The sequence below is a fragment of the Acinetobacter sp. YQ_14 genome (genome assembly GCF_043102985.1).
GTDB lineage: Bacteria > Pseudomonadota > Gammaproteobacteria > Pseudomonadales > Moraxellaceae > Acinetobacter > Acinetobacter venetianus.
Window position 1 is genome coordinate 123,789 of record NZ_JBICJJ010000004.1, and the last position, 12,143, is coordinate 135,931.

The following is a 12,143-nucleotide window of genomic DNA, read 5'->3' on the forward strand; positions in this document are numbered from 1 at the left end:
CAAAGAAATGTATTGGCAGCTTTGGGAATAGATGTTTGGATTCCTAGAGATGTAGTGTGCCAAAAAAATACTGCCTCAAGCATTTGGCGAGATCAAGCAGTTGAAGAAACTCCGCAAATACCACAAATGAGTTTTGAGACTGAAACACTCAAACCAGAAATTCAAACAAATGAAGTACAGCCACAAAAAATAAAACAAGCTGAATCTCCTCAAGTTGAAATTACAGAACAAGCATCTGTTCAAAAGGCGATTTCTGAAAAAGAACAGGTTGTCGTTAGTGCATCTGTGCAAGCATTTGAGTTGCAGATGTATGTGCTAGAAAATACTGCCATTTTGGTAGAAAGTAGCCAGTTAAATGATGAACAACGACAACTTTGGCGTAATATTCAAAAAGCAAAACTTGGACAATATGCTGAGCTGAAATGGCCATTTCCATTGGCTGGTTTCCAAGAGAGTAGAGGCTTATCTTCTTACATCCAAGGGTTCTTAGATGCATCGGCAAATAACAAAAAAATACTCTGCCTAGGCCAACTTGATTTTCTACAACATTCAAATCTCTTATATTTAGCGAGTTTAGAAGAAATGATCGCACAACCATTATTGAAAAAACGGTTGTGGCAACTTATGCAATAAGGTTCGGAAATCCAATCATGAAGAAAGTCGTTGTATTTAGCCAAATTGATCGAGAAGTATTAGCAAAACTACAGCAGAACTATCAAGTTGTTGTATTAAATCCCAAGCTTGGTGACATCAATGAACAGATTCGTAACGAAGTCGTGGATGCTGATGCGATGATTGGAGCAGGACGTTTACTCAATGAAAGTAATTTAGCGCCTGCACAAAAACTCAAAATCATTTCAACGGTTTCTGTTGGATATGACAATTATGATGTGAACTATCTAAATCAAAAGAAAATTTGGCTTGCAAATACACCTCATGTTCTTACGGAAACGACTGCTGATTTAGCTTTTAGCTTATTACTCAGCGCTGCTCGTAAAATTCCGCAACTTGATGCTTGGACCAAACAGGGGGAATGGAAACGTACCGTTTCTACTGAGCAATTTGGTGTAGATGTTTTTGGTAAAACCCTTGGGATCATTGGTTTAGGTCATATTGGTGCTGCAATAGCACGACGCGGATTTCATGGGTTCAACATGAACATTTTGTATCATAACCGCCGTGAAAAGATCGAAATTGCGCAGGCATTTAATGCAGAGTACCGAGAGTTAGATCAATTGCTACAACAATCTGATTTTGTCGTGGTTGCCGTTGATTTAAATGCTGAATCAAAAGCCTTGATGGGTGCTGAACAGTTTAACCTCATGCAGAAACATGCGGTATTTATTAACATTGCTCGTGGTTCAGTGGTTGATGAAAATGCTTTGATTGAAGCTTTACAACAACAGAAAATCTTTGCAGCTGGTTTAGATGTTTATGCCAAAGAACCCTTGCAAACATCACCATTATTTGAATTAGAAAATGTTGTCACAGCTCCGCATATTGGCTCAGCGACAGCTGAGACACGCCAGAAAATGGTGAATCTCGCTTATCAAAATTTAGTAGATGCTTTAGAGGATCGTACACCTCGTTACTTGGTGAATCCTCAGTTCTGATAAAACCGATTTAATTGCTGAATTAATCAGCGATGCTATCTATTTAAAAAAATCAATATTGATACACTTGCGCCCTTTGATGACTTTATCTTGGGGCGTCTGTGTTTGAGAAATTAGCTGAACAAAGTTTAGGATTAATGGGGTGGGAAATCGACAATCATTGGGATTTAAATATCGACCAATGTGTCATGATCGCAGCTCCTCATACAAGCAATTGGGATGCACTGTATGCACGTTTGGCGCTAAAAGCTTTAGGTGTAAATGTTCGTTTAACGATTAAAGACAGTTATATGAAGTTTCCATTTGGCCCTTTTGTACGTGCAATGGGCGGAATTGGAATCGACCGAAGCGTCAAACAACAAGGCCAAGGGCGACCAAGTATGGTCCAGTTGATGAGTGATCTTTTCAAGACTCATCCAAAGCTTGTAATGTTAGTCACACCAGAAGGTACTCGTGCTAAACAGGAACAATGGAAAACAGGTTTTTATCATGTTGCAATGACAGCAGGTGTGCCGATTGCATTGGCTTATATGGATTATGCTAAGAAAAAAACGGGTGTGGGGAAAATCATTTATCCTACAGGGGATTTTGAAAAAGACATGACTGAAATTATGGCTTTTTACGCGGAAATCCATGCTAAATTTCCTGAAAAATTCAGCGTAGATCAGCGCTATACTTCGGCTAAATAATTACGCCGATTTCAAAACTCATAAAATAAGGCGGGATTTTCCTGCCTTTTATAACACATTGTTGCAAATTTCTCCTTTTTTCAATGCTATATTAAATTTTTTCATTAAAATCATAGAGAAACTCTTTGAGATCATTGCTGCTTGCATGTGGCTTATTTGCCACGACTCAACTTAGTCATACTCAGGTCTTTTTGCCAACGGTGACGGCTGCGCAAACAGAAGTACCTGAGATTGGAAGCGGTATAGGTTTACTCGATCAACAAAAAGAAAAATATATCGGTGAAAAAGTTTATCGTGAAGTTCATCGTCAAATGCCAACTGTGCAAGATGCATGGTTGGAAGATCAATTCCTACAAGTATTTTCAGGTATTTTAAGCCAAACGCAATTGGGGCAACCCATTGGTCTCGTCATTATTAAAGACCCTCAAATTAATGCCTTTGCTGTTCCTGGTGGTTTATTTGCATTGAATACAGGTTTAATTACTTCAGCAAAAAATCTTGATGAAATTGCGGGTGTAATGGCACATGAAATTGCACACGTTGCACAAAGACACTATAGTCGCTCTCAAGAAGCATTTAAGGGGCAAGGTTTACTTGCATTGGCTGGAATTCTTGTCGGTGCTGCTATTGCATCTCAGGCCGATGGTAATGCGGGTGCAGCTGTAATGATGGGGACTCAAGCGGCACTAATGGATAAGCAATTGAGTTATAGCCGTAATCAAGAACGTGAAGCGGATCGTATCGGGATGCAATTTATGTATGCCGCAGGTTATAACCCTCAGAGTATGGCGGATTATTTTGAAACCATGCATCGTGCCACTAGTCGTGTCAGTTTCTTACCTGACTTTTGGTTTACTCATCCTTTAACGACTGAGCGAATGAGCGAAGCTCGTTTACGCGCTAATCAACTACCTAAAGTCAGATCTAAAATTTATGATCTCGATTTTGAAATCCTAAAACTCTATACCTTGGTGGTTTCAAATCAGGCTACTGAAATTCAATTACAGTCGCTGGCGAATCAGAAAAATACCGCAGCACAATTAGCGCTTAGTAAGTTCTATCTTGAGCAAGGTGACTATACTCAAGCACAAGCGAATTTGGATTTAGTAAAGGTTAAACTTAAGAATCATGTGCTTGTACCTTTGATTCAAACTGATATTTATCTTGGGCAAAATAAATTAAGTCAGGCATTTAACAGTATTAATTCTGTTCAAAAAACAATGCCTGAAAATAGAGCGTTGTCTTATAAATTGGCTGAGGTTCTGATTAGACAAGGGCAAATTATGGAAGCTCAAACACTAGTACAGCGCTTTATCCATAAAAATCAAAGAGACATACAAGGTTGGCAGCTATTACAACAAGCTGCGAATTTAGATAAAAGTTCATCGTTACAAGCTATTAATGTTTTGGGATATCGTGCTGAAGCAGAATATTGGTCTGGTTATGAAGAAAATGCGATTAAGTCGATGCTACATGCACAACGGTTAGCAAAAGGTAATATCGCGATGTCAGCAAAGATTGAATCTCGTTTAAAACAGATGCAAGATGAACGTCGGATGAGACTTTAAACGAAAATATTAAATTGAGTTATTTCATTCAGAATATACTCGGGTCAGAGAACAGAACAGCTTTATGAATATCAAATTAGAAAAGTTTCACGCTCAAGATTTTGATGATTATTTTCAACTGGTTGGTAATGAAGAAGTGATGGCTATGATCACTGAAAGAGCGATACCTACGGAAGAGGCGGAGCGCGATTTTCAATTACTTTTAGCGAATAACCAATTACATCCAAACTTTGGTCATTTTAAGATTTTAGATGCTAGTACTAATGAATATATAGGCTTAGCTAAATTAGAAATTAAGAGTTTGTGTGACAGAGAAGCTGAGCTGGGATATATGCTTTTACCAAGTTTTTGGGGAAAAGGTATCGCTCGTAAAGTTAGTCAGAATTTACTTGAAGATGCCAAAAGCCAAAATTTGATTAATAAAATATTTGCGATTATTGATCCTAAAAATATAGCCTCACGTAAAATATTAACTAGTCAGGGCTTTATTCATAAAGAGTTTAAAGATTATGATGGGCTTCCAGGTGAAATACTTGAGCTAAAGCAAAGCGTTATTTGATTTATACTAAACGATAAAAGTTAAAGACCACTTATAGTTATAAAATTTAGGGGGATTATTATGATCAAAGGGCAGTGTTTGTGTGGGGCTGTACAATATCAATATCTGGGAGAGATTGAAAATAGTATCCTATGCTATTGCACGGATTGCCAACAGGCTCAAGGTGCATTAGGCGGATGGAATAGTCCACTTGATCAAACTCAGTTTGAGTTCATTTCTGGACAGGAGCAATTGAAAGAATATTTTCATACACCGAATAAAGCACGAGTATTCTGTCAAAACTGTGCTAGTCCAATTTATTCATATCGTAAGGATTTACCCAATATCATTCGCTTACGTTTAGGTACGGTGACAGACGGAAATATCCCTGCGCCAACTGAAGAATTTTTTACCGAGCATAAGCCAAATTTTATTGAATTAAGCTAAGATATTTGGCGTAAAGAAAAGCTGAGAAGTTACAATATTTATGAAGAAATTTTTTTGTTTTATTTTCGCATTCAGTGCGGCGGGGATGAGTATTGCAGCATCAGTTGAGCAATATGTAAATTCAGTTGAGAAAATTCGCGGGGTCTACGCACAGGATATTCGGGGTTTTTTACGAAGTTTAAATCCTCAAACAACACAATTTACACATGAGCAGCAGGCTAAATATTGCCAGATTAATCAGCGCTATATTCAAGACATGTCAGATGCGATTGAGAAAAATCGATCATCACTACCACAACAATACGCGAGTATGACTAAGCAAGATTTAATCAAGCAAGTGGTTGAGTCAAAAGAAATGCAAATGCTGGCAAAATATAATGTTCAGTGTGAATTTAGATAATAAAAAGACCTTGGGTTCATTGTTAAAATGAATCCAATTTAAAAAATAGGGGAATATAAAAGGAGTTAAGCAGATTAGCTTAATTTTGCTTTGATTTTAGCAGATACTTGTGCAGGATCGGCACGCCCGGCTATGATCGGACGTAGAGAATTCATCACCTTACCCATATCTTTCATGCTAGTAGCTTCTTGAGCAGCAATCGTTTGCTCAATGATAGAATCAAGCTCTTCCTCAGTCATAGCTTCTGGTAGAAATTGAGAAATAACCTCAACTTCGGCTTGTTCTTTACTAGCTAAATCTTCTCGACCAGCACCTTGAAAGGCCTTAATCGATTCTTTACGTTGTTTAATTTGCTTTTCAATGACCGCAAGAACCTGAGCATCGTCAAGCTCAATGCGCTCATCGACTTCGATTTGCTTAATTGCTGCCTGTAGACCGCGAATAACCGTTACTGTTGCCATATCTTTGGCACGCATTGAAGTTTTTAACACGTCAGTAATTTGGTTTTTTAAAGTCGTCATAGTCTTTTCAGCAGTCAATCACAAATTAATTAGTAAAGGCGAGTAGTACGTACAGATTCGCGAGTCAATTTCTTTTGATAACGCTTAACTGCAGCAGCTTTTTTACGCTTACGTTCTTGAGTTGGTTTCTCATAGAATTCGCGCTTACGAACGTCTGCTAAAACACCAGCTTTTTCGCATGAACGCTTGAAACGACGGATAGCTACGTCTACTGGTTCGCCTTCTTTCAACTTAACTTGTGGCATGTAAAATCCTCTAAGATTATGGATAAGATCTAACGCACGATTGCACTAGATCGCAAGTGAAGGTCAGTATTTTACTCATTTACAACTCAGATCACAAGTCTATAATAGCTTCGATATTATTTTTGATCGTTGTAAAGGCAGTTTAATGATTGTTTTGGGCTTAGAAACTTCGTGTGATGAAACTGGGTTAGCACTCTATGATAGCGAGCTCGGCTTACGTGGACAGGTTCTCTATAGCCAGATCAAACTGCATGCGGAATATGGTGGTGTTGTGCCTGAATTGGCTTCACGTGATCATGTTCGTAAAATGATTCCATTGATAAATCAATTGCTTGGGCAAAGTGGTGTTACTAAGCAAGAGATAGATGCTATTGCTTATACGCGTGGCCCTGGACTCATGGGCGCATTGATGACAGGTGCTTTATTTGGTCGCACTTTAGCTTTTGCGTTTAATAAACCTGCGATCGGTGTACATCATATGGAAGGTCATATGCTTGCACCATTACTTTCAGAAACTCCACCAGAATTTCCGTTTGTCGCATTATTGGTTTCGGGCGGTCACACTCAACTCATGGCTGCATATGGTATTGGTCAATATGAGTTGCTTGGTGAATCTATTGATGATGCAGCAGGTGAAGCTTTTGATAAAGTTGCTAAAATGATGAAGCTGCCTTATCCAGGTGGGCCAAATATTGCAAAACTTGCTTTACAAGGCGATGCACAAGCTTTTGAATTTCCACGTCCGATCTTACATCAGGGCTTGGATTTTTCTTTCAGTGGCTTAAAAACAGCTGTTTCTGTTCAATTGAAAAAATTGGGTGAGGAAAATCGTGATGCTGATGTTGCAGCATCTTTCCAAGAAGCAATTGTGGATACTTTAGTTAAAAAATCTGTCAAAGCGCTTAAGCAAACAGGTCTAAAAAGATTAGTGATTGCGGGTGGTGTGAGTGCGAATGTTCGCTTACGTGAGCAATTAGAAACCTCTTTGAAAAAGATCAAAGCGCAAGTTTATTATGCTGAACCTGCATTATGTACAGATAATGGGGCAATGATTGCCTTTGCAGGCTATCAGCGTTTGAAAGCTGGTCAGCATGATGGTTTAGCTGTAACAACGACACCAAGATGGCCGATGACTGAGTTACAGCCAACCTAAGATATATTTCGTCATTTTTATGTGTTGTTAGTGAGTCGGTAAATCTGGATTATTTCTAGATTTACTTGATGATTCTTATCTTTAAAACTAAATCGTTAATTTATATCGATAGCAAGTTTGTTATCTACGTTATCGTATTAAAGTATTGGATAAATTATTTATTTCAATGCGTTCAAACGCATTGTGGAGTACGAAAGTTGAAAATTTCTTATATTTTTACATGTGGTCGATTAGAGTCTTTATATAAGATTCTATGCCTCACTCAACAAGGTGAGGAGACGGCATCAAAAGAGAAAGTCATTGAACAATATAAAAAAGATCTTTCTGTGGGACGGTCATTTGAGGAAACTGAACTTTATCAATTGATTGAACAAAGTGAAGAAAAAATCGTGATCAATCGTTTGAATAATATTCTTCGAGATAAACCTGTTCAACAGAAGAAAGATTTTGATTTTCAAGAATATAAGACAGGTGCATGGTCTGAATTTAATGATTATAAGTTAGCAGTTCGATTCTCTAATGCAAAAACGTTGTTGAGTGAAAAGCATTTTGAGAAAACTGGTGAATACATGACGAGTCGAGGTGTTGCAAAACTGACAGGTTTCAATCCAGCGAATATCAAGAATATGTTGCAACATAAAAGAGCAATCGTAAAAAAAATGCTCATTACATTGGAAAAATTAGCTGAAGAATATTGATATTAGTACGTTAGTACGCATAAAAGTGAGATGCAGAAAATCTGATTTTTCTGCATCAATTATTTGATAGGTGAGCTTGTTTTAACAAAAGTGGCTGACACAAATTTTAATATTTTTAAGTGCCAAATTTTAACATCCATAATGAACACATTAAAATCATCTGGGCAAGCAAAAAAAAGATTTTATTTTTCGACATTCACACATTTTAATGGCTCTTATAAGTCGATTAATTACTGTGTCTTGTCTGCTTTAGACAACACGGCTAAACAAACAAAAATCAAAGCCATACCTAACCAACCAATCGGTGCCAGTTGCTCGCCAACTAATAACACAGCAAATAAAGCTGCAACCAGTGGTTCGAATAAAGTAAGTGTCGTTGCTGTGCTAGCAGAAATTGTTTTTAGGGCATAGCCGAAAAGTAAATAGCCTAAGAACATTGGGATCAGCATCATATAACTAACAACATAAAGATTAACTGGCTCATCAAATAAATTTGAGCCTGTAAAAAATAGAGTTGGTAATAAGATTAATGCGCCAAAACCAAAAATAAGACCCATTGATGCTCTAGAGTCGACTCCACGATCAATCATTTTTTTAGCTGCCCACGAATATAAAGAATAAGTGAGTGCGGCAATTAGCCCAAGAACGATGCCTATGGTTTTCTGATCCGCTGCAATCGTTTGCGTTGTGCCGTGTGAGTGAGATTCTCCAAGCGATAATAAAAGTACGCCAGCAACGCCAAAGACAAAGCTTATGAACCATTTTCCAGAAAGTGCTTTTTTATCGAAAAATTTTTCTAATAATGCTGTAAATAAAGGGGCTGATCCAATCGAAACAACAGTGCCGATGGTAATACCTGCCATTCGCATAGACGTATAAAAGGCGAGTGGATAAATCGCAACTGAAATCATTCCAATCAGTAGCAAAGGATAATATGAGCGAATTTGTGGTAAATGATTCAGAATTGTTTTATGGGCTAACAGTGCTTGCAGTAAACCACCGCCACCCATGGCAATTGCCCCAATAGCTAAAGGACTGAGATTGGGAGCATAAGATGCAGCTGTTCCCGTCGTTCCCCATAAAATTGAAGCAACTAAAACAGCAATAAATCCATAATATGAGCTGAGGTTAAGGGAGTTATTCAATTTGAAATCTCTTGTTCTAACATGGTCTGAACCATTTTCTTAGCTGCAAATACTTTAGTGCTGGTACTTTCTAAACCAGCACGAGCAATTGAACCTTCTAAGATAAATGAAATAAGCAAAGCCAATTCCTGTACTCGTTGTTGATCAGTAATCATTTGATTTAAATGATTCGCAACGATGCTTTCGATTTCATCTTTATGACTTTTTACGGCTAAGCGCTCAGGGCTGTGTGCTGGAAATTCGGCTGCTGCATTTAATAAACCACAACCACGAAAGCCTTTTTCATAGGCAAATTCGGCATGGTCTTGATAAGCATCAAAAATTGCTAGAACTCCATCAATAGGTGTTTTGATCTGATGCTTTCTTTGTTCGTATAAATCTAGCCACTCTTGATGACGAGCTTCGATATAACAACTAATCAAATCAGCTTTGGTGGGGAAGTTGTTATATAGCGACATTTTTGCCACTTGAGCTTTGTCTGTAATGCTGTTGATACCTGTGTTTGCGATTCCATCGTTATAAAACAATGTTGCTGCTGCATCCAAGATTTTTTGTTTTGCTGATTTCGTGCTCATAATAAAATTTTATTAGGTATACCGATCTACCTAATATTATGGAAAAGTAAATGAATTAGCAAGATAAAATTCAATTGATGGAAGGAAAGGGAATAAAAGTTGATTAAGAAAACGTGTATCTTCTTAATCAACTCAAAAATTTATTTATAATTGTTTTTACTGTGAATGATTGCTAGCCCATAAATTGGCCATTTCTTTTCAGCTTTGAAGTTATTGACTAGCCAAGCGACGAGTACCAAAGCAATTGAACCTAAAAGAACTGGGAAAAATAGAAAGCTCCACTGGTACTGAATGGTATGTGCAGTGAGTAATATCACCAATGGATTTGCACCAGCAGGTGGATGCACGCAGCGAAGAATTTGCATGGCAGAAATTGCACAACCAACTGATAACGCAATACTTAATGCTGAAACACCAAAGGTCTTTAAAAATAATAAGCCAATAAAAGCCGAGACAAAATGCCCTAAAATAACGTTACGTGGTTGAGCTAATGGAGATTGAGAGACTGCATATAAGATGACACAAGTCGCGCCAAACGGTGCCATGATAAATAAGTTATTTGTTAATTTGCTGAGCAGAATTAAGATCAAAATACTTAATGTCCCGCCGATTAAACTTCTAATGATATCAATATATTGGGGTAGTGGTGCTAGATGTTCTTTACCTTTGAATAAAGCCAACATGGTTTTCTCACTGATGTCTTGATTTCCAGTGATAATAAAACTAAAATTAAAAATAGTACAGATCTGTACTATTTTTAATTAGGTAAAATTTTATGTCTAAATCAGCAACTAAAATTTTAAATACTGCGGAAAAATTATTTTATGAAAATAATTTCGTCGGGGTTGGTGTTGACTTAATTCGGGATGAATCTGGTTGTTCTAAAACAACGATGTATACCTATTTTAAAAATAAGAATCAGTTGGTGAAATCTGTTCTTGAAGCTAGAGACGAAAAATTTCGACAAAGTTTGCTTAGTTATGTGGCTGATGCAAAAGGACGAGAGGCTTTGAATAAATTAATTGATTGGCATTTGTCGTGGTTTCAAGAGGATAACTTTAAAGGTTGCTTATTTGTTCGAGCAGTAGCAGAGTCACATCATAGTGATCAAGATATTATTGGTGTGTCTAAAGCTCATAAGATTTGGATTCGAAATCTTATCACCAGTTATCTTCAAAGTGATCCAAAAACTGACAGTTTAGTTGAGATGATTTATACCTTAATTGAAGGTTTAATCAGTCGCTTTTTGGTTGAAGGGTATGATGCAAAAATTGCTGAGAATATAAAGAATTCAATTAACCAAATGATTGATATTTATAGTTCTTAATCTAGTGATGCTTTGAATGATCGTCTCGTTTAGAACAAGACGATCTTATTGCAAAATTTGGATGAATTTATTCCTTAAACACTTTTTGGTTTTCTACATCAATATATTCAATATAACCGCGACCTTCAATCGGATTGTTGCGGTATTTACCTGTAAAAGTATAAGCACTTGCATAGCCAATGCCATGTCCATAACGGTATGGACTATCAATCTCCGCAGTAATTTCTAAGACTTTTTCATTTGAAGCATCTTTTACAGACCAAGAGAATAGCTGTGGTAGACGCATCTTTTTACCGCTTGGCGAAACATAGTCATCTACCTGATGAGCAATGACTTTAAATTCAACATTGGTATAGATTTCAGCAGCTTTATCCGTATGACGAACATGTAAACTATAAGCAGCGGGTTGACCTAGGATATCTGCTTTGGTGAGGAGTAGTTGCGTTGTCTCGTTTAAGTTGATGATTTGATAAGTAAAGAAATCTAACGGCAATTTATATGCTACAGGTAGCAGCTTTTTAACGAGGCCATGCGCGCCCGTCGCTCGTGCGTATTCATAGGTACATAAGCCTTCAGCTGGAGTCACTTGTCCTTTGTATTCAAGTTGACCTTTGAAATTTGCCAATAAACTAAAATGATCGTAAATAGGTGTTTTAATAAACCATGAGATTTGCTTACTGACATCAAGTTCAAAATCAAAACTCAAACCATGATATGCACCCTGTAGATGAATATTTGGTAATGTTCCACTGATTGAAACTTCTTCACCGAGTTCAATCAAACTGCCATTTTCTTGAATATTGGTTTGTTCAGGAATGATGTAGGCTTTTAACAGATGCTCATCAACAGCAGCGGTACTGGAAAATAATGTTGCTGTTTGTCTCGGATCTCCAAGCGTGATGTCATCATGATCAAAAGCGAGTGCGCCAGGTGTACCCAATAAGATCATGATATTTAAATAACGATGTGGCTCAGGCAGTAAAGGAAAGAAAATGCCGTAGTGTGTCCAAGTGTAGAATTTTTCTTGAGTTCTTGGGCGAATAATATCGGGTTCTGAAAATGGAATAGTAGAGAATTTTACGGCTTGATCTAAAGCTCTCTGTGTCAACAACAGGCTTTTACCTAAAAATTTGCTGGTCAGGGAAGTCGGTGGCAATTGTTTTTTCATCTTTGTTTCCTCAATTCTTTCCTTATCGAAAAGTAGGGTATGAGAAACAATTGCCT

General features: G+C 37.4%; 15 protein-coding genes and 1 pseudogene. 10 read left to right on the forward strand and 6 right to left on the reverse strand.

The features are described 5' to 3' along the window. Window positions 1-246 precede the first annotated feature (246 nt). The 7 genes and pseudogenes from ACF8D3_RS02890 to ACF8D3_RS02920 form a co-directional block, all read left to right on the forward strand. A pseudogene (locus ACF8D3_RS02890) lies at window positions 247-633 on the forward strand (hypothetical protein); the annotation flags it as partial. A 17-nt stretch (window positions 634-650) separates the two neighbouring features. Further along, entirely contained in the window at window positions 651-1,613 is a 963-nt protein-coding gene (locus ACF8D3_RS02895; RefSeq protein WP_004880609.1) for a D-glycerate dehydrogenase, read from the forward strand. A gap of 101 nt (window positions 1,614-1,714) precedes the next feature. Further along, window positions 1,715-2,302, forward strand: coding sequence for a 1-acyl-sn-glycerol-3-phosphate acyltransferase (locus ACF8D3_RS02900; RefSeq protein WP_392470029.1), 588 nt, complete (start codon window positions 1,715-1,717; stop codon window positions 2,300-2,302). 191 nt (window positions 2,303-2,493) lie between these two features. After that, a complete protein-coding gene (locus tag ACF8D3_RS02905) occupies window positions 2,494-3,870 on the forward strand; it encodes a M48 family metalloprotease (RefSeq protein WP_373278703.1) in 1,377 nt (458 codons plus the stop codon). A 64-nt stretch (window positions 3,871-3,934) separates the two neighbouring features. Further along, on the forward strand, window positions 3,935-4,429 hold the full coding sequence (locus ACF8D3_RS02910) for a GNAT family N-acetyltransferase (protein ID WP_392470032.1): 495 nt from the start codon (window positions 3,935-3,937) through the stop codon (window positions 4,427-4,429). 60 nt (window positions 4,430-4,489) lie between these two features. After that, window positions 4,490-4,855 carry a GFA family protein gene (locus ACF8D3_RS02915; protein WP_392470034.1) on the forward strand — a complete coding sequence of 122 codons (366 nt, stop codon included), beginning with the start codon at window positions 4,490-4,492 and terminating at the stop codon, window positions 4,853-4,855. A 40-nt stretch (window positions 4,856-4,895) separates the two neighbouring features. Next, window positions 4,896-5,255 carry a hypothetical protein gene (locus tag ACF8D3_RS02920; RefSeq protein ID WP_392470036.1) on the forward strand — a complete coding sequence of 120 codons (360 nt, stop codon included), beginning with the start codon at window positions 4,896-4,898 and terminating at the stop codon, window positions 5,253-5,255. Between the two features lie 74 nt (window positions 5,256-5,329). Here ACF8D3_RS02920 and ACF8D3_RS02925 read toward each other — a convergent pair whose 3' ends face one another. Together ACF8D3_RS02925 and rpsU are read right to left on the reverse strand one after the other, a co-directional pair. Then, a complete protein-coding gene (locus ACF8D3_RS02925; RefSeq protein ID WP_004880597.1) occupies window positions 5,330-5,776 on the reverse strand; it encodes a GatB/YqeY domain-containing protein in 447 nt (148 codons plus the stop codon). A gap of 29 nt (window positions 5,777-5,805) precedes the next feature. Beyond that, entirely contained in the window at window positions 5,806-6,021 is a 216-nt protein-coding gene (rpsU, locus tag ACF8D3_RS02930; protein WP_004652785.1) for a 30S ribosomal protein S21, read from the reverse strand. Window positions 6,022-6,166: 145 nt separating this feature from the next. Between rpsU and tsaD the strand changes: the two genes are divergently transcribed. After that, on the forward strand, window positions 6,167-7,174 hold the full coding sequence (tsaD, locus tag ACF8D3_RS02935) for a tRNA (adenosine(37)-N6)-threonylcarbamoyltransferase complex transferase subunit TsaD (RefSeq protein ID WP_392470039.1): 1,008 nt from the start codon (window positions 6,167-6,169) through the stop codon (window positions 7,172-7,174). 197 nt (window positions 7,175-7,371) lie between these two features. Beyond that, entirely contained in the window at window positions 7,372-7,872 is a 501-nt protein-coding gene (locus ACF8D3_RS02940) for a hypothetical protein (protein WP_061392940.1), read from the forward strand. A gap of 230 nt (window positions 7,873-8,102) precedes the next feature. Here the strand turns inward: ACF8D3_RS02940 and ACF8D3_RS02945 are convergent, their stop codons facing one another. The 3 genes from ACF8D3_RS02945 to ACF8D3_RS02955 all read right to left on the reverse strand — a co-directional run bounded on the left by ACF8D3_RS02945 (window position 8,103) and on the right by ACF8D3_RS02955 (window position 10,275). Next, window positions 8,103-9,017: a DMT family transporter gene (locus ACF8D3_RS02945; protein ID WP_392470041.1), complete on the reverse strand. Its 915-nt coding sequence runs from the start codon at window positions 9,015-9,017 to the stop codon at window positions 8,103-8,105. Further along, on the reverse strand, window positions 9,014-9,592 hold the full coding sequence (locus ACF8D3_RS02950; protein WP_392470044.1) for a TetR/AcrR family transcriptional regulator: 579 nt from the start codon (window positions 9,590-9,592) through the stop codon (window positions 9,014-9,016). The genes ACF8D3_RS02945 and ACF8D3_RS02950 overlap by 4 nt, the downstream gene beginning before the upstream one ends. Window positions 9,593-9,732: 140 nt before the next feature. Then, the gene (locus tag ACF8D3_RS02955) at window positions 9,733-10,275 is read right to left on the reverse strand and encodes an HPP family protein (protein WP_392470046.1); all 543 of its coding nucleotides are present in this window, start codon (window positions 10,273-10,275) and stop codon (window positions 9,733-9,735) included. A 92-nt stretch (window positions 10,276-10,367) separates the two neighbouring features. Between ACF8D3_RS02955 and ACF8D3_RS02960 the strand changes: the two genes are divergently transcribed. Beyond that, a complete protein-coding gene (locus tag ACF8D3_RS02960) occupies window positions 10,368-10,919 on the forward strand; it encodes a TetR/AcrR family transcriptional regulator (protein WP_007480051.1) in 552 nt (183 codons plus the stop codon). Between the two features lie 67 nt (window positions 10,920-10,986). Here ACF8D3_RS02960 and ACF8D3_RS02965 read toward each other — a convergent pair whose 3' ends face one another. Further along, entirely contained in the window at window positions 10,987-12,087 is a 1,101-nt protein-coding gene (locus ACF8D3_RS02965) for a DUF6670 family protein (protein WP_392470049.1), read from the reverse strand. Window positions 12,088-12,143: the final 56 nt, after the last annotated feature.